The 20,431-nt window shown below is 65.9% G+C and carries 18 protein-coding genes; 13 read left to right on the plus strand and 5 right to left on the minus strand.

The window, feature by feature from the left end:
• Positions 1-18: 18 nt before the first annotated feature.
• The gene (locus AXW83_RS20825) at positions 19-528 is read right to left on the minus strand and encodes a 2'-5' RNA ligase family protein (RefSeq protein ID WP_066616726.1); all 510 of its coding nucleotides are present in this window, start codon (positions 526-528) and stop codon (positions 19-21) included.
• 129 nt (positions 529-657) lie between these two features.
• Here AXW83_RS20825 and AXW83_RS20830 point away from each other — a divergent pair, with 129 nt between their 5' ends.
• The 4 genes from AXW83_RS20830 to AXW83_RS20845 all read left to right on the plus strand — a co-directional run bounded on the left by AXW83_RS20830 (position 658) and on the right by AXW83_RS20845 (position 4,789).
• Entirely contained in the window at positions 658-1,764 is a 1,107-nt protein-coding gene (locus tag AXW83_RS20830; RefSeq protein WP_066616728.1) for an ABC transporter ATP-binding protein, read from the plus strand.
• A 29-nt stretch (positions 1,765-1,793) separates the two neighbouring features.
• Positions 1,794-2,924 (plus strand): ABC transporter substrate-binding protein, encoded by a 1,131-nt coding sequence (locus AXW83_RS20835; protein WP_066616730.1) that lies wholly within the window; start codon positions 1,794-1,796, stop codon positions 2,922-2,924.
• A gap of 222 nt (positions 2,925-3,146) precedes the next feature.
• Positions 3,147-3,977: an ABC transporter permease gene (locus AXW83_RS20840; protein WP_066616732.1), complete on the plus strand. Its 831-nt coding sequence runs from the start codon at positions 3,147-3,149 to the stop codon at positions 3,975-3,977.
• A complete protein-coding gene (locus tag AXW83_RS20845) occupies positions 3,974-4,789 on the plus strand; it encodes an ABC transporter permease (protein WP_066616738.1) in 816 nt (271 codons plus the stop codon). Before AXW83_RS20840 ends, AXW83_RS20845 begins: the two co-directional genes overlap by 4 nt.
• Before the next feature lie 22 nt (positions 4,790-4,811).
• Here the strand turns inward: AXW83_RS20845 and AXW83_RS20850 are convergent, their stop codons facing one another.
• Complete coding sequence (locus AXW83_RS20850) at positions 4,812-5,687, minus strand: tetratricopeptide repeat protein (RefSeq protein ID WP_066616740.1); 876 nt, start codon at positions 5,685-5,687, stop codon at positions 4,812-4,814.
• A 193-nt stretch (positions 5,688-5,880) separates the two neighbouring features.
• On the opposite strand from AXW83_RS20850, the gene AXW83_RS20855 reads away from it, so the two are divergent.
• The 5 genes from AXW83_RS20855 to AXW83_RS20875 all read left to right on the plus strand — a co-directional run bounded on the left by AXW83_RS20855 (position 5,881) and on the right by AXW83_RS20875 (position 9,116).
• Complete coding sequence (locus AXW83_RS20855; protein ID WP_082767537.1) at positions 5,881-7,188, plus strand: leucyl aminopeptidase family protein; 1,308 nt, start codon at positions 5,881-5,883, stop codon at positions 7,186-7,188.
• Between the two features lie 81 nt (positions 7,189-7,269).
• Positions 7,270-7,623, plus strand: a complete 354-nt coding sequence (locus tag AXW83_RS20860; RefSeq protein WP_066616742.1) for a MarR family transcriptional regulator — start codon at positions 7,270-7,272, stop codon at positions 7,621-7,623.
• Positions 7,624-7,662: 39 nt separating this feature from the next.
• A complete protein-coding gene (locus AXW83_RS20865) occupies positions 7,663-8,529 on the plus strand; it encodes a C40 family peptidase (RefSeq protein ID WP_066616750.1) in 867 nt (288 codons plus the stop codon).
• Between the two features lie 49 nt (positions 8,530-8,578).
• Positions 8,579-8,836, plus strand: coding sequence for a type II toxin-antitoxin system ParD family antitoxin (locus AXW83_RS20870; protein ID WP_066616753.1), 258 nt, complete (start codon positions 8,579-8,581; stop codon positions 8,834-8,836).
• Complete coding sequence (locus AXW83_RS20875) at positions 8,826-9,116, plus strand: type II toxin-antitoxin system RelE/ParE family toxin (protein ID WP_066616756.1); 291 nt, start codon at positions 8,826-8,828, stop codon at positions 9,114-9,116. The genes AXW83_RS20870 and AXW83_RS20875 overlap by 11 nt, the downstream gene beginning before the upstream one ends.
• A gap of 18 nt (positions 9,117-9,134) precedes the next feature.
• Here the strand turns inward: AXW83_RS20875 and mutS are convergent, their stop codons facing one another.
• Entirely contained in the window at positions 9,135-11,885 is a 2,751-nt protein-coding gene (gene mutS / locus AXW83_RS20880) for a DNA mismatch repair protein MutS (protein ID WP_082767292.1), read from the minus strand.
• Positions 11,886-11,987: 102 nt separating this feature from the next.
• Here mutS and AXW83_RS20885 point away from each other — a divergent pair, with 102 nt between their 5' ends.
• From AXW83_RS20885 to AXW83_RS20895, 4 genes are all read left to right on the plus strand, one after another.
• Positions 11,988-13,826 carry a methyl-accepting chemotaxis protein gene (locus AXW83_RS20885; protein WP_066616758.1) on the plus strand — a complete coding sequence of 613 codons (1,839 nt, stop codon included), beginning with the start codon at positions 11,988-11,990 and terminating at the stop codon, positions 13,824-13,826.
• A 124-nt stretch (positions 13,827-13,950) separates the two neighbouring features.
• Positions 13,951-16,236, plus strand: coding sequence for an NADP-dependent malic enzyme (locus tag AXW83_RS20890; protein ID WP_066620982.1), 2,286 nt, complete (start codon positions 13,951-13,953; stop codon positions 16,234-16,236).
• A gap of 212 nt (positions 16,237-16,448) precedes the next feature.
• Positions 16,449-16,619 carry a hypothetical protein gene (locus tag AXW83_RS27255; RefSeq protein ID WP_156640247.1) on the plus strand — a complete coding sequence of 57 codons (171 nt, stop codon included), beginning with the start codon at positions 16,449-16,451 and terminating at the stop codon, positions 16,617-16,619.
• 44 nt (positions 16,620-16,663) lie between these two features.
• On the plus strand, positions 16,664-16,927 hold the full coding sequence (locus AXW83_RS20895) for a hypothetical protein (protein WP_066616760.1): 264 nt from the start codon (positions 16,664-16,666) through the stop codon (positions 16,925-16,927).
• A gap of 18 nt (positions 16,928-16,945) precedes the next feature.
• On the opposite strand, the gene pgm is transcribed toward AXW83_RS20895, so the two are convergent.
• Both pgm and AXW83_RS20905 read right to left on the minus strand, forming a co-directional pair.
• Positions 16,946-18,595, minus strand: coding sequence for a phosphoglucomutase (alpha-D-glucose-1,6-bisphosphate-dependent) (gene pgm, locus AXW83_RS20900; protein WP_066616761.1), 1,650 nt, complete (start codon positions 18,593-18,595; stop codon positions 16,946-16,948).
• A gap of 245 nt (positions 18,596-18,840) precedes the next feature.
• Complete coding sequence (locus AXW83_RS20905; RefSeq protein WP_066616762.1) at positions 18,841-20,427, minus strand: ABC transporter substrate-binding protein; 1,587 nt, start codon at positions 20,425-20,427, stop codon at positions 18,841-18,843.
• Positions 20,428-20,431: the final 4 nt, after the last annotated feature.

Below are 20,431 nucleotides of genomic sequence, written 5' to 3' on the forward strand. Positions count from 1 at the left end.
GCCCTTCGAGTGGGTGCATCAACCGAGCCTTGCCGCCGCGACGCTTCGCCACTGGGTGATCGGAATGTCCTGGCCGGAGGTGACGACGCAAAGCCGGTCGAAGCGGATGGTCCGGCCGACCAGTGCCCTCGCCGTCTCCTTGGCCGCTTCAGCCTTCTGCTCGGCAGCGACGGGCCCGTAGAGCAGCGAGACATGCGGCAGGAAGACGTCTGTCGCCTGCCCGTCGAGCTGCTGCTTGAGCTTTGCCAAAGCCGGGGTGACGGCGAAGCGCGCATAGAATGAACGGAAATAGGCCTCGCCGGTCTCGATTTCCGCAACAGCCTCCGAAAAGCCCGCGGTCTCCGCGGCTGCCTGCGCGATCTCGGCTTCGAGCGTCGGCAGGGGCAGGTCGCTGTCGCCCTTCATCGTCAGATGCGGCGTGAAGAGCGGCGTGCCGAAGCGGTGCGACAACCCCGCTGCGATGTCGGAAAGAATCGCGCCGTCGGCGGAGCAGGGCATCAGCCAGATGGAGTGGATCGCTGCTGTCATCAGGGGTTCACAAAGCTATTGCACACGGCCGGTGCGGAGCGTTATATTTATTCCAATCGTACCGGAAATTGGAAGAGACGTTCCAATAATTCCGCAAAAGATCGCGGTCAGGGAGATGGCATCTTGCCGATGGACTTGCAGTACGGGCAGGGCAGCGGTGCGGCCATTGCCGTGCGCGACCTGCATGTCGCCTATGGCGGCACGCGGGTGCTGCACGGTGTCAGCCTCGATTTCACGCCCGGCAGCTTCACCGCCCTTCTTGGTTCGTCCGGCTGCGGCAAGACTACGCTGCTGCGTTCGCTGAGCGGTTTCGTGCCTGTCGAATCCGGTTCGATCGTCGTTGGCGGAAAGGATATCGCGACGTTGCCGCCAGAGAAGCGTGGCATGGCCATGGTGTTTCAGTCCTATGCGCTCTGGCCGCATATGACCGTGCTGCAGAACATCGGCTACGGGCTGAAGCTGCGCGGCGCATCCAGGACCGAGATCGCTGGCAAGGTAACGGCACTCCTCGCCATGCTGGGGCTCGCCGGCTACGAGGACCGCAAGGTTACCGCCCTGTCGGGCGGTCAGCGCCAGCGCGTCGCTCTCGGCCGCGCCTTGGCGATCGATCCCGGCATTCTTTTGCTCGACGAGCCGCTGTCGAATCTCGACGCAAAAATCCGCATGACGATGCGCCACGAGATCCGTGCGATCCAGCAGCGGCTCGGCCTCACGGCTGTCCATGTCACGCATGACCGCGAGGAGGCCATGACCATGGCCGACCGGCTGGTGATCATGCAGGCTGGCACGATCGCGCAGGTCGGCACCCCCGAGGACGTCTACGACCATCCTGCGACCGCATTCGTGGCCAATTTCATGGGGGCAGAGAATGTCCTGCCGCTGCAGGTGCAGCGTTCGGAAGGCGGAGCCTCGCTGCGCGCAGGCGACGCGACCGCGACGCTTGCCGGACAAGCCTCGGCGGCTTTGTCGACGGGAGACGCCGTCGCCTATTTCCGCGACGACGTCGCTTGCCTCGATGCGACGGACGCCCCCGCTTCGGGCGACCTCGTCGTCCCCGGGCGGATCGCGGCACGTGCTTATCCCGGCGGAGTCTACCGCTACCGCGTCGAGGCAGCGGGCCGCCAGATCACCGTCGACGACTCTCATCGCCACGAACCCGGAACCACAATCGGCCTGCGCATTCCGCTGCAGCGCCTCCACATCTTCCCGGCATCCGAGGCCGGGATCGCCGCCTGACCGAACTCGACCAAAAAGGAACCCGACCCATGCGCATCCTCACGATTGCCTGCTCGCTCGCGGCGCTGATGGCGGCCTCGCCGCTCTCGGCCCAGACGCTCAACGTGGCTTCGGCCGGCGACCAGAACATGGTCGACTACGTCAAGGACTATCTCGGGCCGATGTTTGAGAAGGCTCATCCCGGCGTGAAGGTCGTCTCGGTCGGCACCGGCGCCGGCGATTCCGGCTCGCAGAAGATCTTCGAGAAGCTCGACGCCCAGAAGGGTGCCGCCGCGGCCGATTTCGACGTCGTCGTGATCCACCAGAAAGCCGCCGGCACGATGGTGAAGGATGGCCTGCTGAACAAATACACCGGCAATGTCGAGACCGCGAAGCTCGCCACCGGCGAGGCGACGAAAAACGCGCTTGGCTCCGACGTGACCGGCTACGTCATCCCGATGTTCCAGTCGCAGACGGCGCTCGCCTACAACGCCGACATGGTCAAGACGCCGCCGGCGACCTTCGCGGAACTCGCCGAATGGGCCAGGAAGAACCCCAAGCAGTTCGGCTATAACGGTATCAAGGGCGGCATGTCGGGCGTCTCCTTCGTCGCCGGCTGGGTCTATGCCTTCGGCGGCGACGCCGACAAGCTGATCAAGGGCCCCTATGACGCGGCCACCAAGACCACCTGGGACAAGGCCTTCGCCGACCTTAAGGAGTTCAACAGGAACGCCGTCATCACGCCCGGCAATGCCGGCACGCTCGACATGCTGAACCGCGGCGAGATTGCGATCGGCCCGGTCTGGGTCGACATGTTCTATTCCTGGCAGGCCGACGGCAAGCTGCCGCCGAACATGAAGCTCAAGCTCGTCTCGCCCGGTATGCCCGGCCAGCCGATGTATTACGCGGTCCCCGAAAAGTCGGCCCAGAAAAAGCTGGCCGAGGCCTTCATCGCGCTCGCCACCAGCCCGCAGGTGCAGGCCGACGGCATCGTCAAGAAGTTCAACTGGTATCCGGGTATCGATGCCAAGAACCTCGAAGGCAAGCTCGACAAGGCCGCCTGGGACAAGCTCTTCACCGACGTGACCCCGGCCGATCTCGCCAAGAACGGCAAGGCCTTCCCGATCGCGCCCTACTTCAACGACATCCTCGAGGGCTACGAGAAGAAGGTCTCGAACTGAGACGGTAGGCCTCGGAAACACGTCGTCATCCCGGACAAGCCGCGCAGCGGCGCCGATCCGGGATCCATCATAGAGCGCTGTCGTTCTCTACGATGGATCCCGGATCTCCGCTTCGCTGCGTCCGGGATGACGGCGGTGGTTCCGAGCTCGTTTTCAGTCTGACGTTTCATCATCGGCCCGGCACGTTGCCGGGCCGTTCCCTATCCCCAACCGGCGCCGCCCATGCTCTCCCAACGCAATCTGGCGCTGATCCTGATCGCTCCGGGCCTCGCGCTCGTCGCGGCGCTGTTTCTGTATCCGCTCGGCTTCTCGCTGGTCTCGGCCTTCACCAGGGATGGGTCGTTCACGCTGGAATGGTTCGCCAAGGCATTCGAACTCTACTCCACCGACATCGTCTTCACGGTTGTCATCGTCCTGGCCTCCTGCGCGCTGACCGCGCTCGCCGCGATCGTCATCGCCGGCACGTTGACGCTGGGCGAGAACCGCTTCATCGTCGGCACACTGAAGGCGCTCTATCGCTGGCCGCTGTTCATCCCCTTCATCGTGGCGGCGCAGTGCATGCGCACTTTCCTGGCCAAGAACGGGCTGATGAACAACACCTTCGTCTCGCTGGGGCTGATGGAGCCGCTGCAGGCGGTGAGCTTCCTCGACTGGCGCGGCATCATCGCAACCTTCGTCTGGAAGCAGACGCCCTTCGTCGCGCTGCTGCTGGCCGGCGCGCTCGCCTCGATCGACCGGGCGACGCTGGAGGCCGGCCGCAATCTCGGCGCCTCGCGGGTTCGCGTCCTGCTCGAACTGGCGCTGCCGCAGGTGATGCCGACGCTGCTGGTCGCGCTCGTGCTGTCCTTCGTGACGATGCTGTCGGTGCTGTCGGTGCCGATGATGGTGTCGGGCTCGCAGCCGACCATGCTGACCGTCGATATGGCCTTCCGGATCAACGCCTATGGCGACTACGCCACCGCCAATGCGCTCGGCGTCATCACCTATCTGATCAGCGCGGGCGCCGCGATCCTCTACCTCAGGCGAGGCCTGTCGCAGGAGGCGCCGCGATGACCCGCCTCGTCTCGTCCGCCCGCATGGTGCTGGCCGCCGGCCTGCTCGCGGCCTTCGCCTTCGTGCTGATCGGCCCGCTCGCCAACCTCGCGCTCTGGTCCGTGGCCGAACGCTGGTACACGCCCTACAAGCTGCCCGTGACCTATGGCACGCGCTACTGGGAACAGGTCTTCCGCCCGACGGGCGATGCCATGGCATCGCTCGGCACCTCGGTCTGGATTGCGGTCCTGACGGTCGTGCTGGCGCTCGCCTTGTCGATCCCGGCGGGCTACGCGCTGGCGCGGCTGAAGCTGCCGATGCGGGCGCTGTTCATGGTGATGTTCCTGCTGCCGCAGGCGTTTCCGTCGGTGGCGATCTACATCAATGTCGCGCGGATCTTCTACAATATCGGCATCAACGGCACGGTTTTCGCCGTCGTGCTCGTCCATGCTACCCATGGCCTGGTGTTTTCCGTCTGGATCGCGGCGGCGGCCTTCGCAGCGGTCGACAAGGATCTGGAACTGGCGGCCCGCAATATCGGGGCCTCGCCGCTGCGCGCCTTCTTTACCGTCACGCTGCCGCTGGCGGCGCCTGGCATCATCGCCAGCGGCATCTTCGTGTTTCTCGAATCGCTCGACGAGTTCACCGGCACCTTCTTCGTCGGCGTGCCGCAGGTCACGACGCTGCCGCTGCTGCTCTACAACGCGGCGATGGGCGGCAATTATCAGGTCGCCTCGATCACGGCGCTGATCCTGCTCGTGCCGTCAGTGCTGTTCATGCTGTTTATCGAGCGCTTTCTGCGCGCCGACGTGCTGGCGAAGGTGGGCGCCTGACTGAGTTTCCGGACGCCGTACTTCAGCCCGGCGAAGCCTCGCTCGCCGCCTGCGGCTTCGTGCGTGCGGCCGCGGCCGGCTTCGCCCGTCCGGCGCCGCCCTTCAGCAACTCCCAGCTGTTCTGCTGGCTGACGCTGCGCTTGAGATAGGCGACGGTCGCGGCGGCCTCCTCCGGGCTCAGATCCTGGCGTGCCAGCGCCTCGGCTTCGCCGAAGCGGCCCTGCAGGCCGAGCACGAGGACGAGATTCTGGCGGATTCGGGCATCGCCGCGTCCGGTCGCGACGGCTTCGCTGAGGACGCGTTCGGCTTCCGGTAGGCGCTTCGACAAGGCCAGCGACAGCCCGAGATTGGACATCACCGTCGATTCGCCCGGCGCAATCTTGAGGGCCGCCTGATAGATCTGCTGCGCGCGGTCATGCTCGCCGAGTTGGTCGGCGACGGTGCCCTGCGCCGAGAGGATGCGCCAGTCCGGCTGCTCGGGCGAATGCGCGCGAGACAGCACCTCGTCGGCCTCCTTGAGGCGACCATTGTCGGCGAGCGAGCGGCCATAGGCGCCCAGCATCTCGCGGTCGTTGGAATGGGTCAGCACCGCGCCCTGCAGCACCGCCAGTGCCTGGGCGTTCTGGTCGAGCCCGCGCAGCGCACGCGCATAGTAGAAGGCCGCGTCGCGGTCCTTGGCATTGGCCTCGTAGCGCTTGCCCCATCTGTCGCTCTCGCTGCGCCATTCGGTTGCATTGCGCGGCTGCGTCGCGCTCTTGCCGATCGAGCCGGTGACGTCGCCGAGGCTGGCGCTAGTCCGGCTCTGGCAGCCGGCCAAGGCCAGCGCGGCGAGGCAGATCAGGGCGGGAAGGCCGGCACGGCGAAGGCGGCGGACAGGTGCTGGAAGGCTTGAAGACATCGGTCGCTGCGCCTCGACATAGGGCGGGGTCTGGTCGCTCCGGTGATAAAACGTTAACCCTAATGCATTCTTAACCGGCACCCATCGCCGGCTCCTTCGACAGGATCGTCTCCTCGTGCACAGCCTCCTCATCGCCGCTTCGCCTGCCGCCGTTCCTGTCCATATCGTGTCGAAAACCGGCTGGCCGGCGCTGATGGCGGATCTCGGCCAAGAAGGCCGGCGCTTCGCCGAGGCGCAGGGCTTTTCGGCGCGGCCAGGACAGTACCTGATCCTGCCGGACGCGACGGGCGCGATGGCGGCGGTGCTGCTCGGCGTCGAGCCGGCCGAGGCACGCCGGCGCGACCCCTTCGCGCCCGGCCGGCTCGCAGCCCTGCTGCCGGTCGGCGACTACGCGCTCACCGGCGATATCGACGACTACGGCCTGGCCGCTCTCGGCTGGCTGCTGCAGGGCTACCGCTTCGAGCGCTACCGCAAGCCGGCGCCGGCTCTGGCCCGCCTTGTCGTGCCGGACGGCGTCGATGGCGAGGAACTGAGCATCATCGCCGAATCGGTCGGGCTGGCGCGCGATCTCGTCAACACGCCCGCCAACGACATGGGCCCGGTTGAGATCGAGGCCGCGATCCGCGATCTCGGACAGACCTGCGGCGCAACCGTCACCAGCATCGTTGGAGACGAGTTGCTGGCCAGGAATTTCCCGATGATCCATGCGGTCGGCCGTGCATCGCCGCGCGAGCCCCGGCTCGTCGATCTGGTCTGGGGCGATCCCGGCCATCCCAGGCTGACGCTGGTCGGCAAGGGGGTCGCCTTCGACACCGGCGGTCTCGACCTCAAGCCCTCGGCCGGCATGTTGCTGATGAAGAAGGACATGGGCGGGGCAGCGGCTGCGATCGCAGCCGCGCGCATGATCATGCTGGCCCGGCTGCCGGTACGCCTGCGCCTGCTCGTGCCGGCAGTCGAAAACGCCGTCTCCGGCAACGCCTTCCGCCCTGGCGACGTGCTGCCTAGCCGCAAGGGTCTTTCGGTCGAGATCGGCAACACCGATGCCGAGGGCCGACTGATCCTGGCCGACGCGCTCGCGCTGGCCGACGAGGAGGCTCCCGAACTGCTGATCGACTTCGCGACGCTGACGGGTGCGGCCCGCGTCGCGCTCGGGCCGGATCTGCCGCCCTTCTACACGCATGACGAGGGACTGGCGCAGGAGATCGGCCGCCTCGGCATGGCCGTGAACGACCCGGTCTGGCGGATGCCCCTCTGGCCAGCCTATGACGGGCTGCTCGATTCCAGGATCGCCGACCTCAACCATGTTTCAGGCGGCAGCCACGCGGGCTCGGTCACCGCGGCGCTGTTCCTGAACCGCTTCGTCGAGAAGGCCAGCTCCTACGCGCATTTCGACATCTTCGCCTGGAACCCTTCCGCCAAGCCCGGCCGTCCCGAGGGTGGTGAATGCCAAGCGGCGCGCCTGACCTATGCACTGGCGAAGCAGCTTTATCCTGCTGGTTAAGCCTCTTGCAGGATCCTGGTTGCGCCGCTTCGCAACTGCGATAATGATACGGACCCGTAACGATCGGGATTGCGCCGTATCATGCCGTTGGAGATCAGGCCCTCGCAGGCGCTCAGGCTCTGGCGGCAGGTGCATCTCGATCTGGTCCGCGACGGCCAGGCCGATCTCTCGGCCCGACAGACGGCGATCCTGCTGACCATTTATCTCGAACTGCCGCCCCATACCGTGCGCGGGCTCGCGGCACAGCTCGGCGTCACCAAGCCGGTGATCACGCGGGCGCTCGATACGATGGGCAAGCTCGGCCTCGTCAGCCGCAAGCGCGACGAGTTCGATCGCCGCAACGTTATCATCCAGCGCACGGTCGCAGGCGCGCTGGCCGTGGAAGGGCTGGCCGACCGGGTGGTGGAGCGGGCGCGCGAGATCGGCGGTTCCTGACCGCTTCGCGCGCGCGCCGGTCCCGGCTAGATTGCCGCGATGACCACGATTCTCGACCGCCGCCTCACGCCCGCCCGCCCTGATCTCGCCGCCCGCCATCTGCTGGGCCAGGTCGAGGCACGCGAATTCGTCGATCCCGTCCCCAAACGGGTCATCTCTTCTTCTGCCCCCCTGCGCCGCGAACCGCGGCCCGACGCGCCGCTCGACACCGAGGCGCTGGCCGGCGAATTGGTGCAGGTCTACGAGGTTTTCGAGGGCTGGGCCTGGGGCCAGCTCGAATCGGACGGCTATGTCGGGTATCTGCCCGACAACGTGCTGCGCAAGGATATCCCCGCCCCGACGCATCGCGTCTGCGCCTTGCGGACCTTCGTGTATCCGGGCGCCTCCATGAAACTTCCGCCTGTGGACGCGCTGTCGCTCGGGGCCGGCGTGGCAGTGTTCCGCGAATCCGGGGATTTCAGCGTGCTGGCCGATGGCGGCCATGTCTGGCGGGCGCATCTCCAGCCGATCGATGTGTTCGAGCCCGATTTCGTCGCGGTCGCAGAACGCTTCCTGCACGTTCCCTATCTGTGGGGCGGCAAGACCAGCCTCGGTTTGGACTGCTCCGGCTTGACGCAGCTTTCGCTCGCGGCGGCCGGGATCGCCTCCCCCCGCGACTCCGACATGCTTGAAGCGGGGATCGGCGAAAGCCTCCCCTTGGACGAGGGACTGGAAGGCCTGCAGCGGGGCGACCTCGTCTTCTGGAAAGGCCATGTCGGCATCATGACCGATGCGACGACCCTGCTGCACGCCACAGCCTATTCGATGACCGTGATGAGTGAGCCGCTGCGCGTGGCCCGCGACCGGATTCAGGCGAAAAGTTTTGGCGCGATCACGAGCATGAGGCGGCCCACTGGCACGGTCTGATTGGCAATCTTTGCCAAAAGCGCTAAGGTCGCCGCGAAGGAGACCCGCCATGGCGACCATGAACGTATCCCTGCCCGACCAGATGAAGGCCTGGGTCGAGGCCCAGACCGAGACGGGGCGGTACGGAAACGCCAGCGATTATGTGCGCGATCTGATTCGGCGGGATCAGGAGCGGCGGGAGAAGATCGCGGAATTCCAGCGCCTGGTCGATGAGGGGCGGGCCAGCGGGATCAGTACGCGAACGCTGGACGAGGTGTGGGACGAAGCCCGTCGCCGCGCGAGAGCCATGGGTCTCGATGCCGGTTAAGCGCACACCGCAAGCTGAAGCGGATCTGATTAATATCTTTCTTGAAAGCGCGCAGCGCTTCGGTACGAAGCAGGCGGAGATTTATGCCGCCAAGCTGTCCGCGTGCTTCGAGCTATTGGAGACTATGCCTTCAATGGCGCGGGAGCGCCTGGAAATCAGTCCGCCAGTTCGCGTCCATTTCCACGGCAGTCACGTGATTGTTTATGCTGTCGAGGGCGACGACATCCTGCTTTTGCGTGTTCTCCACGAGCGTCGGGACTGGGAACGCGAGTTGCAGTAGCTGAAGACGCTTTGCTCCTCACCCCAGCCCCTTCAACCGATACAGCGCCTCCAGCGCCTCTCGCGGCGTCATTTCGTCGAGGTCGAGCCCACCGAGCGCCACCCGCAGCGGGTCTTCGGCCGGCAAAGCCGGCGCAGGCTGAGCCTGCCGCCTGAGCGGGACAGCGAACAACGGCAAATCATCGACCAGCGAGGCGACCGGCTTTTCGCGCTCGGTCTTCTCCAGTTCGCTCAAGATCGCGCGGGCCCGCTCGACCACGGCTGGCGGCAGGCCGGCGAGTTTTGCGACCTGGATGCCGTAGGAGCGGTCGGCAGCCCCGGCCACGACCTCGTGCAGGAAGATGACCTCGCCGTTCCATTCGGTCACGCGCACGGTGGCGTTGGTGACGCGTGCGAGCCGATCGCCCAAGGCGGTTAGCTCGTGATAATGCGTCGCGAACAGGCCCCGGCAGCGATTGATCTCGTGCAGATGCTCGATCGCGGCCCAGGCGATCGAGAGACCGTCGAAAGTCGCGGTGCCGCGCCCGATCTCGTCAAGAATGACCAGCGCGCGCGGCCCCGCCTGGTTCAGGATCGCGGCCGTCTCGACCATCTCGACCATGAAGGTCGAGCGCCCGCGCGCCAGGTCGTCGGCGGCGCCGACGCGGGAGAACAGCCGGTCGACGATGCCGATATGGGCGCTCACTGCGGGCACGAAGGCGCCCATCTGCGCCAGCACGGCGATCAGCGCGTTCTGCCGCAGGAAGGTCGATTTGCCGGCCATGTTCGGGCCGGTGATCAGGCAGATTCGTCCGCCGTCGCCCTTCGTGTCCGGCGGCGACAATTCGGTATCGTTGGCGACGAAGGGCTTGCCGTCGCGCCTCAGCGCGGCTTCGACGACGGGATGGCGCCCGCCCATAATGGCGAAGGCCGCGCTCGAATCGATGCTCGGGCGGGTCCAGCCTTCGCGGATCGCGAGATCAGCCAGCCCGGCGACGACGTCGATTTCGGCTAGTGCGAGCGCCGCCTGCTTGATGGGCTCGGCATCGGCCAGAACCGCCTCGTTCAGCCAAGCGAAGACCGAAAGTTCGAGCTTTAACGCTCGGTCGGCGGCTGAAGCGATCTTGGCCTCGAGCCCGCCGAGTTCGATCGAAGAGAAGCGCATCGCATCCGACATCGTCTGGCGGTGGACGAAGGTCGCGCGCCAGGGTTCCTTCAGGAACTCCTCGCCGACGGCCTGGGGCACCTCGACGAAATAGCCGAGCATGGAATTATGCTTGATCCTGAGCGTACGGCAGCCGGTCTCGGCGGCATAGCGCGCCTGCAACTGCGCGATGACCTTGCGGGAATCGACCTGCAGCAGCCGGAGTTCGTCGAGCGCGGGATCGTACCCCTCGCGGACAAAGCGACCGTCGCGGCGGTTGAGCGGCAGTTCCTCGGCCAGCGTTTCGGTCAGTCTGGCAGGCAGAACCGGGTCGGTCCGTGCAAGCGCCCGCGCGGCATTGGACAGGTCCTCCGGTAGGTTCTGCCTGCCGCCCAGCAGTGCGGCGATCTCGCGTGCCGCGCTCAGGCCTCCGCCGAGCGCGGCAAGGTCGCGAGGGCCGCCGCGATCGAGCGCTAGTCGCGCGAGGGCACGGGCGACGTCGGGAACGCGGGCAAGCGCACGGCGCAGATCGTCACGTAGTGCGCTGTCGGCGACGAGCATCTCGACGGCGTCGTGCCGCGCGCCGATCGTGGCCGGGTTCGTCAGTGGCCCGGCCAGTCTCTCGGCCAAAAGCCTCGCTCCGCCCGGCGTCACCGTGCGGTCGATCGCGGCGAGCAGGCTGCCGGAGCGCTCGCCCGACAGCGTCCGCGTCAGTTCGAGATTGGCGCGCGTCGCAGCATCGATCAACATGGTCGCGCTGCCGGCATCGCGCACCGGCGGCGAGAGCGGCGGGCGCGCGCCGAACTGCGTGCGCTCGACATAGGCAAGCGCCGCGCCGGCCGCCGCGATCTCGGCACGCGAAAACGTGCCGAAGGCATCGAGCGTGGCGACGCCGAAGAACTCGCGCAGGCGCCGCTCGGCCGATGCCGCATCAAGGCCCTCGCGTGCCAGCGGCGTCACCGGCACGGCGACCTCGCGCCAGAAGGCCTTCAGCTCCGGGTCGTCGTAGATCGCGTCGGGGCAGACGATCTCGCGCGGCTCCAGCCTTGCGAATTCGATCGCCAGCCCCTCCTGTGCCGTTTCCATCACGCTGAAGCGGCCCGTCGAAATATCGATCGCCGCCAAGCCGTAGAGCGCGCCGGCCTCGCTCGCCTTGCGTCGCGCCACTGCCAGCAGCAGGCTGGCACGGCCGGGCTCGAGCAGCCGCTCCTCGGTGATCGTGCCGGGCGTGACGAGCCTGACGACGTCGCGCCGCACCACCGATTTGGGGCCGCGCTTCTTTGCTTCGGCTGGATCCTCGATCTGTTCGCAGACGGCGACGCGGTGGCCGGCAGCGATCAGACGTTGAAGATAATCGTCGGCGCGCTCGACCGGCACACCGCACATGGCAATGTCCTCGCCCTGATGCTTGCCGCGCTTGGTCAGCACGATGCCGAGTGTGCGCGAGGCGATCTCGGCATCGGTGAAGAACAGCTCGTAGAAATCGCCCATCCGGTAGAACAGCAGGCAATCGGGATTGGCGGCCTTGATCTCGATGTATTGCGCCATCATCGGCGTCACGCGGCTGGCATCGGCACTCGCGGCGGCAATGGCCCGAATCTCAGGCTGCTCGGCGATTTTGGCGGAAGCGGTGATGTCATGGCGCATGGCCGGCGGACGCTAGCAAAAACCGCGCGCGCCGCCACCTGTTAGGACGGCTTTCAACAATTGAAACTAGAACTGCATTACACTATCGGCTGAAAGCCCCGCATGGCGACTGTTCTGAATCTGATCGGATGCCTGTCATTCGTGCTGCTTGCAGCGCTCGCGCTGACGCTGCTTTTGCCGCGGGTCGATCGCCCGCCATGGTTCCGTGACGGCATTGTCGGCGTTGTCTTCGCGATCGCCGGCGTGGCAGGGATGATGGATCCGGTGGTCGTGTCGCCGGGTATCATCTTCGACGCGCGCAACGCCGTCCTGGTCCTGGCCGCGGTTTTCGGCGGGCCTGTCGGCGCGATTCTGTCGCTGGTGCCTGTAGCAGCCCTACGCATCGCCCAAGGTGGCATCGGGATGACGGGCGGCCTCGTTGGCATGGCGATCTGCGTCACCGGCGGCCTGATGTTCTGGACTTATGCGGTCCGCTGGAGGCATCAGCTCGTTGTCCGTGATTTCTGGATACCTGGCCTGATCGCAGCCGTTTCGGTGCCCCTTTCGTCAGTATTCCTGCCTGATTTCGTGAGCATTCTGATATCGCTGCGCGAGGTGGTTCTGACGATGATGATCCTGAATTTCATCGGCACCGGGCTTGTGGTTTTCCTGCTGTGTGCCGACGCAGAGCGCGTCGAGACCCTGAGCCGGCTCGAGGCCTTCACCGCCAACACACCGGGCGTACTCTATCAGAAGGTCATCAAGCCGAGTGGGGCGGTGTCCTACAAATTCGCCAGCACCGGCATCGAGAAGCTGCTCGACGTCACGCGCGAGGAAGTCGAGCGCGATCCGACGAGCTGGCTTCGCTGGATGGTGCCGGAGGATCGCGAGACGCTCGACAAGGCGAATAAACGGCTCGCCGCGGAGCATTCGACGGCACCCTGGCGATTCGAGGCTCGCCACCGCCGCGACGATGGATCGATCGTGTGGCTGCGGACCGACGCCGCGGCGCGCCATATGCCCGACGGTTCGGTCTGCTGGGACGGAATCCTGACTGATGTCACGGCCGAGCGGAGCCTGGAGGATCGGCGCCGCACGGTCGATGACAGCCGCAAGGCGGCACTTGGGGAACTTGCCGACCAGCTCGAGGTGACCGTGGGCAAGGCGCTCCAGGAGGTCGGGCGTTCGGTGGAGGGGATGCAGGAGGCCGCGACCCGTATGGCCGCCAGCGCCAACCAGACGACCCTGCGCGCCGTCGACGTGACGAAGGAAGCGGAGGGGGCTTCGCTGCGGGTCAGCAGCGTCGCCGTCGCCGCCGAGGAGATCGACGCCTCGATTCGCGAACTCACACGGCAAACGTCCCATGCAGACCAGACGGTGCGCGATGCGGCGAGCTATGTCCGCAGCACGCGTCGCGATGTCGCCGGCCTGACAGATGCCGCGGACAAGGTCAGCGCGGTGCTCGATTTTATCGAGGACATCGCGCAGCGCACCAATCTGCTGGCGTTGAACGCGACGATCGAGGCCGCCCGCGCCGGCGCCGCCGGTCGCGGCTTCGCCGTCGTCGCAGGCGAGGTCAAGAACCTCGCCGAACAGACGCAGAAGGCGACCCGCGACATCGCGGAGACGCTGCAGGACATCCGCGGCGCGGCGGCGACCGCGTCGGAGGCCGTCGCCCATATCGAAGGCACCATGACGACGATCGAGCAGACCTCGGGCATCATCGCCGATGTGGTCAGCCGGCAGGCCGACATTGCCTCGACCATCGCGGCCGATGCACAGGCCGTGGCCGGCAGCACCAATGCCGTCACGACCAGCGTCGGAACCGTCGGCAATGAGGCCCGCACCACGGGGGACGCCGCCGCTCGTGTCGTCGAGGTTGCGCGCCAGGTCGGGGAGCAGACCCTGGCGCTCGACCACTATGTCGGCGAATTCGTCAAGAGCGTTCGCGGCCGGCTCTGACAATCGCGCGATGGGCCTCATTCAGGCGTCGCATGACGATTGATCGTGCCGTGCGCCTTGTGGTGGGGCAGGGCCTTCCCGTATGGTCCGCCTCCTTCAGGAAACGCTCAAAAAGAACAATCGCATGTCAGACCAGCCGCCGATCAAACGCGCCCGCCCCACCTTCACCGACCAGGAGGCCCTGCTCTTCCATTCACAGGGACGGCCCGGCAAACTCGAGATCGTCCCGACCAAACCGATGGCCACGCAGCGCGACCTGTCGCTGGCCTATTCGCCCGGCGTCGCCGTGCCGGTGCTGGCGATCGCAGCGGATCCCTCGAAAGCCTACGACTACACGACGCGCTCGAACCTCGTCGCCGTGATCACCAACGGGACGGCGATTCTTGGGCTCGGCAATCTCGGTGCGCTTGCCTCCAAGCCGGTGATGGAAGGCAAGGCTGTCCTCTTCAAGCGCTTCGCCGACATCGATTCGATCGATCTGGAGGTCGATACCGAAGATGCCGACAAGTTCATCGACGCGGTCCGCTATCTCGGCCCGTCCTTCGGGGGCATCAATCTCGAGGACATCAAGGCACCGGAATGCTTCATCATCGAGCAGCGCCTGCGCGAACTGATGGATATTCCCGTCTTCCATGACGACCAGCACGGAACCGCGATCATCGCCGCCGCTGGCCTGATCAATGCGCTCGACCTGACCGGGCGCGACATCAAATCGACCCGCCTCGTCATCAACGGCGCGGGCGCTGCCGCCATCGCCTGCACTGAATTGCTCAAGGCGATGGGCTTCAAGCCCGACAACGTCATCCTCTGCGACACCAAGGGCGTGATCTACCAGGGCCGTACCGAGGGCATGAACCAGTGGAAGTCGGGCCACGCCGCCGTCACCGACCGGCGTACGCTGGCGCAGGCGATGGATGGCTGCGATGCCTTCTTCGGCCTGTCGCAGAAAGGCGCGGTGACGCCCGAAATGGTCGCCTCGATGGCGCCCAATCCGATCATCTTCGCGATGGCCAATCCCGATCCGGAGATCACGCCCGAGGAGGTCGCGGCGGTGCGCGACGACGCCATCATGGCGACAGGGCGGTCGGACTACCCCAACCAGGTCAACAACGTCCTTGGCTTTCCCTATATCTTCCGGGGCGCGCTCGATGTGCGCGCCCGGACCATCAATATGGAGATGAAGATCGCCGCCGCCGAAGCCTTGGCCTCGCTGGCGCGCGAAGATGTTCCCGACGAGGTCGCTGCCGCCTATCAGGGCGCCCGCCCGCGCTACGGCAAGGACTACATCATCCCGGTGCCGTTCGATCCACGGCTGATCCATGTCGTGCCGGTGGCGGTCGCCAAGGCCGCGATGGAGACCGGCATCGCAGGCAAGCCGATCGTCGACATTCCCGCCTACAAGGCCCAGCTCTCGGCGCGGCGCGATCCCATCGCCGGTACGCTGAACCGGATCTTCGAGCGGGTGCGGCGCTACCCCAAGCGTGTCGTCTTCGCCGAGGGCGAGGAGGAGCAGGTCATCCGCGCGGCGATGTCCTTCGTCGGGCAGGAACTCGGCAAGGCGATCCTGGTCGGACGCGAGGAGCGCATCAACGAAACCGCCGCCGGCCTCGGCGTGGATCTCGCCGCCAAGGGCATCGAGATCCAGAACGCGCGGCTGTCGAAGCGCAATTCGGCCTATGCGCAGTATCTCTACGAGCGGCTGCAGCGCCACGGCTACCTGTTCCGCGACTGCCAGCGCCTGATCAACCAGGACCGCAACCATTTCGCCGCTGCCATGGTCGCCTTAGGCGATGCCGACGCGATGGTCACCGGCGTGACCCGCAACTACTCCATCGCGCTGGAAGAGGTCCGGCGCGTCATCGACGACCGGCCGGGCCATCGCCTGATCGGCATCTCGATCGTGCTCTCGCGCGAACGCACCGTGCTCGTCGCTGACACGGCGATCACCGAGATGCCGACGGCGCAGCAGCTGTCCGAGATCGCGATCGAGGCCGCGGGCGTCGCGCGCAGGCTCGGCTACGAGCCCAAGGTCGCGATGCTCGCCTTCTCGACCTTCGGCCATCCCGCCGGAGAGCGCTCCGAGAAGGTGCGCGAGGCGGTCAAGCTGCTCGACGCTCAGCGCGTCGATTTCGAGTATGACGGCGAGATGGCGGCCGATGTCGCCCTCAACCGCGACCTGATGGCGCAATATCCGTTCTGCCGTCTGACCGGGCCGGCGAACGTGTTGATCATGCCGGCGTTCCATTCGGCCTCGATATCGACCAAGATGCTGCAGGAGCTCGGCGGCTCGACCGTGATCGGCCCGCTGATCGTTGGCCTCGACAAGCCGGTCCAGATCGTGCCGCTCGGCGCCAAAGATTCCGACATCGTCAACATGGCGGCGCTGGCTGCGTTCAACATCGGCGGCTAAGCCGTCGGCCGTCTTTGCGACATCTTCATTGGGTCCCGCAAAAAGGCGTCCGTTCAGTACCCCTTCTTGCGGCTCACGGCAGCCGCTTTTTGCGCTGCGCCCCGCTGCGGCCATGCGATTGCCGCATCAGGCGTCACAATAATTAAAGGACTGGCCGCGCAATAAGCCGAAGCGCTGTCGAGGCGTTGGAAGCCAGAAGGGAGGCAGAGCGGATGAACGCAAAGACGACAATGCAATCAGACATAAAGGCCGCTCTGACGAAACTGGCCGATCCGAAGCGCGTTGAGTCTCGTGGCGCGGACGACAACATCGCGCTCGATCTCATCCCGGCACGGGCGCTTTACGGCGCTGAATGCAATCACGCGGAGCTCACCCAATCATGACACGTCCAGCAGGTTTTCTGGTTTTGCTCGGATGCACCGCCCTGATGTCGGCCTGCGTCGATTCACAGCGCCGCATCACGGTGATCGATCCCGAGCCGGCCCCCGTTGCCGGCTCGGTCAAGCGCATTGCCAACGATGGCGCAGGCGGCTTGATTCTCCCCGACGGCGCGCGGGTCACCGTGGATCAGTCCGGCGGCTTCGAACTTCCCAATGGGGCGTATGTCCGCCGTGACCGGTCGGGTGCCTTGAATCTGCCGAACGGATCGCGCTGCGTTCCGGACGGGCAGAGGGGTTATCTCTGCCCTTGACGCTGGCGGCGCGGCGGCTCAGGCCGCCGTGAAGGCCTCGGCGATGACCGCTTGCGCCTCGTCCTGGATCCGGCGCAGATGCGCCTCGTCGCGAAAACTCTCGGCGTAGATCTTGTAGACCTCCTCGGTGCCCGAGGGGCGGGCGCAGAACCAGCCATCGCCGGTCACGACCTTGACGCCGCCGATCGCTGCGCCATTGCCGGGCGCCTCGCTCAGGATCGCCGTGATCGGCTCGCCGGCCAACGTCTCGGTCTTGATCTGCTCGCGCGACAAGGTCTTCAGGATGGCCTTTTGCGCGGGCGTGGCAGCTGCGTCGATGCGGGCGTAATGCGGCTCGCCGAGTTCCTTCGTCAGACCGACATAGCGCTCGCCGGGGTCCGATCCCGTGCTGGCGGTGATTTCGGCCGCGAGCAAGCCGAGAATGATGCCGTCCTTGTCGGTGGTCCAGCTTGTGCCGTCCTGGCGCAGGAAGGATGCGCCCGCGCTTTCCTCGCCTCCGAAGCCGAAGCTGCCGTCAGAGAGTCCGTCGACGAACCATTTGAACCCGACAGGAACTTCGACCAGCCGGCGCCCGAGCTTGCCGGCGACGCGGTCGATCATCGCGCTGCTGACGATGGTCTTGCCGATCGCCGCATCGCTGCGCCAGCCCGGACGGTTCGTGAAAAGATAGGCGATGGCCGTCGCCAGGTAATGGTTGGGGTTCATCAGCCCGCCGCTGCGGGTGACGATGCCGTGCCGGTCGGCATCTGTATCATTGGCGAAGGCGACGTCGAAGCGGTCCTTCATGCCGATCAGATGGGTCATCGCATAGGGCGAGGAACAGTCCATCCGGATCTTGCCGTCCCAATCCGCAGGCATGAAGGCGAAGGTCGGATCGAGCGTGGTGTCGACGATGGTCGCCTTGATGCCATAGCGCTCGATGATCGGCGCGTAATAGTCCAGCCCGGCGCCGCCGAGCGGGTCGATGCCGATGCTGACGCCCGATGACCGGATCGCCTCCATATCGACGATCGCCGCGAGATCCTCGACATAAGGAGTGACGTAGTCGTGCTTGCGGACGAATTCCGAGGCGAGCGCCTTCGGGTAGGGCATGCGCTCAATGCCGGCGAGCCCGCCGGCCATCAGTTCATTGGCCTTGCGCTCGATCCAGCCGGTGGCGTCGGTATCGGCCGGGCCGCCATGGGGCATATTGTATTTGAAGCCGCCATCGGCCGGCGGATTGTGCGAGGGCGAGATCACCACGCCATCGGCCAGTCCCGCGCTGCGGCCGCGATTATGCGCGATGATCGCGTGTGAGATCACCGGCGTCGGTGTGAAGCGCAGATGCTCGTCGACCATAGCGACCACGCCATTGGCCGCGAACACTTCGAGCGCCGTCTCGAAGGCCGGCCGCGACAGCGCATGGGTGTCGATCCCGAGGAAGAGAGGGCCGTCGATGCCGTTCTGCCGACGATAGAGGCAGATCGCCTGCGCGATCGCTAGGATATGGGCCTCGTTGAAGGAGAGCAGGAAGGACGAGCCGCGATGTCCCGAGGTGCCGAAGGCGACGCGCTGTGTGGGCTCGGCCGGATCGGGACGGTCGAAATAGGCCTGGGTCAACCGGGCAATATCGACGAGCTGGCTAGGATCGAGCCGTTTTCCCGCGAGTGGGCTGATTGTCGACGTCATCGGGGGCTTTCCTCAGTCCATGCAGCGATGCTGCTCGCTTATAGGGTCCAGCGGGACTTGGCGAGATTTGCAGGGGTTTCACAGGCTTGGCTTAACAGGCGAACCAGCCAAAGGTTGCTTCATCTGGGGACGACCCGCCGGGTCGAGCAACGGGGCTGACCAGCACGCGCCTCAAACCGAAAAGCCTGCGCCGTTCCGGCGCAGGCTTTGGTTTTCGAACGCGACCTCCGACCTACAGGGACCGCTCAGACGCGCTTCAGACCCCAGGGATATGGCGCCGAGCCCGGCAGCATTCCGGTCAGGGTCTTGCGATACGCCGTGCGGATGACGAACTGGCCGAGCGGGATGGTTCCGCATTCCTCCAGTGCCAGCCGACCGAGCGTCACCGCCGCCTTCTTCTGCGCGGCTTCGTCTGGGGCATAGAGCCATTCTTCTGCGAGTTGCTCGGCCTGGGCGTTCGTCCACCAGCCGAACCAGCCCTTCTCGCCCGGTCCGCGGACGAGATTCGACAGGGCCGGATTGCCCCAGCCGATGGCGGCACCGGTGGTGTGGAAAATGCTCCAGCCACCCTTCTCGACCGGCTCCCGGCTGTTGCGGCGCTGGATCACGGTGCCCCAGTCGCTCGCCGCCATCTCGACGTTCATGCCGAGCTGTTTGAGCAGTTCGAAGGTCACGTCGCCAAGCGGGCCGATATCGGGGAAGTCGGTCGGGTTGATGATGAGGACCTTCTCGCCATTATAGCCTGACGCCTTCAGCGCCACCTTCGCCTTGTCGAGGCTCTGCGGCATCAGATCCTCGAGTTCGCCCGTATAATAGGGCGTGCCGCGCCACCAGAGATTGCGGCAGACCTGCCAGGTCGTGGTGTCGTCGCCCTGCGACGCACGCATATAGTCCTCCTGATTCACCGCCATGCGGACGGCGGCGCGGACCTTCGGATTGTTGAAGGGCGGCTGCAGGTGGTTGAGACGCATGATCGAGCCGCGACCGGCCTTGTCGATCACCTCGCGGGTGACGTCCGGGCTCCTGGCCAGCAAGGGCTGCAGGTCGGCGAGCGGGCGCTCCCACCAGTCGATCTCGCCCTTGGTCAGCGCGGCCGCGGCCGTGGCGGGATCGGGCAGGATCGGCCACTCGATCCGCTTGAAGTGTGCGACCTTGCCGCCGGCATTGCGGCTCGCCGGTTCGCTGCGCGGCTTGTAGGCCTCGTTCTTCTCGTAGACGACACGGCTGCCGGAGACGTATTCCGCGGCCACGAACTTGTAGGGACCGGAACCGGTCATCTCGGTGACCTGCTTGGTGGCGTCGGTCTGCGCCAGCCGCTCCGGCATGATGAAGGGCGGGTTGTCGGCCTTGGCGAGGCAGTCGAGCATCATCGGGAAGGGCCGCGTCAGCTTGATCTCGATCGTGCGCTCGTCTGGCGCGTTCCAGGCTTCCACCGCCTTGAGCAGCAGCTGACCGTAAGGATCGCGCTGACCCCAGCGCTTCAGGCTCTGGATGCAGTCCGCCGACCTGACGGGCTGGCCGTCATGAAAGGCGAGCCCGTCGCGCAACCTGATCTTCCAGGTCTTGCCGTCCGTGGAGATCTCGTGGCCCTCCGCCATCTGCGGCTGCGGCTTGAGATTCAGATCGCCACCATAAAGCGTGTCGTAGACGTAATAGCCATGGTTGTTGGTGACGGTCGCGGTCGTCCAGACCGGGTCGAGTGAGGTCAGGTTGGCCTGAGGCGCCATCCTCAGCACGGTCGCGTTGGGGCTCTGGGCGAGTGCATCCTTGACGAACGCGGGAGAGAGCAGCGCGGCTGCAGCCGTGCCTTGCAGAAACTGACGGCGCTTCATTCTC

Source organism: Bosea sp. PAMC 26642 (assembly GCF_001562255.1).
Lineage (GTDB): Bacteria > Pseudomonadota > Alphaproteobacteria > Rhizobiales > Beijerinckiaceae > Allobosea.

Excerpts from the sequence above, each read along its gene's own strand:
- AXW83_RS20825 (WP_066616726.1), bottom strand. The coding sequence starts at position 528 with ATGACAGCAGCGATCCACTCCATCTGGCTGATGCCCTGCTCCGCCGAC.
- AXW83_RS20830 (WP_066616728.1), top strand. The coding sequence starts at position 658 with ATGGACTTGCAGTACGGGCAGGGCAGCGGTGCGGCCATTGCCGTGCGC.
- AXW83_RS20835 (WP_066616730.1), top strand. The coding sequence starts at position 1,794 with ATGCGCATCCTCACGATTGCCTGCTCGCTCGCGGCGCTGATGGCGGCC.
- AXW83_RS20840 (WP_066616732.1), top strand. The coding sequence starts at position 3,147 with ATGCTCTCCCAACGCAATCTGGCGCTGATCCTGATCGCTCCGGGCCTC.
- AXW83_RS20845 (WP_066616738.1), top strand. The coding sequence starts at position 3,974 with ATGACCCGCCTCGTCTCGTCCGCCCGCATGGTGCTGGCCGCCGGCCTG.
- AXW83_RS20850 (WP_066616740.1), bottom strand. The coding sequence starts at position 5,687 with ATGTCTTCAAGCCTTCCAGCACCTGTCCGCCGCCTTCGCCGTGCCGGC.
- AXW83_RS20855 (WP_082767537.1), top strand. The coding sequence starts at position 5,881 with ATGGCGGATCTCGGCCAAGAAGGCCGGCGCTTCGCCGAGGCGCAGGGC.
- AXW83_RS20860 (WP_066616742.1), top strand. The coding sequence starts at position 7,270 with ATGCCGTTGGAGATCAGGCCCTCGCAGGCGCTCAGGCTCTGGCGGCAG.
- AXW83_RS20865 (WP_066616750.1), top strand. The coding sequence starts at position 7,663 with ATGACCACGATTCTCGACCGCCGCCTCACGCCCGCCCGCCCTGATCTC.
- AXW83_RS20870 (WP_066616753.1), top strand. The coding sequence starts at position 8,579 with ATGGCGACCATGAACGTATCCCTGCCCGACCAGATGAAGGCCTGGGTC.
- AXW83_RS20875 (WP_066616756.1), top strand. The coding sequence starts at position 8,826 with ATGCCGGTTAAGCGCACACCGCAAGCTGAAGCGGATCTGATTAATATC.
- mutS (WP_082767292.1), bottom strand. The coding sequence starts at position 11,885 with ATGCGCCATGACATCACCGCTTCCGCCAAAATCGCCGAGCAGCCTGAG.
- AXW83_RS20885 (WP_066616758.1), top strand. The coding sequence starts at position 11,988 with ATGGCGACTGTTCTGAATCTGATCGGATGCCTGTCATTCGTGCTGCTT.
- AXW83_RS20890 (WP_066620982.1), top strand. The coding sequence starts at position 13,951 with ATGTCAGACCAGCCGCCGATCAAACGCGCCCGCCCCACCTTCACCGAC.
- AXW83_RS27255 (WP_156640247.1), top strand. The coding sequence starts at position 16,449 with ATGAACGCAAAGACGACAATGCAATCAGACATAAAGGCCGCTCTGACG.
- AXW83_RS20895 (WP_066616760.1), top strand. The coding sequence starts at position 16,664 with ATGTCGGCCTGCGTCGATTCACAGCGCCGCATCACGGTGATCGATCCC.
- pgm (WP_066616761.1), bottom strand. The coding sequence starts at position 18,595 with ATGACGTCGACAATCAGCCCACTCGCGGGAAAACGGCTCGATCCTAGC.
- AXW83_RS20905 (WP_066616762.1), bottom strand. The coding sequence starts at position 20,427 with ATGAAGCGCCGTCAGTTTCTGCAAGGCACGGCTGCAGCCGCGCTGCTC.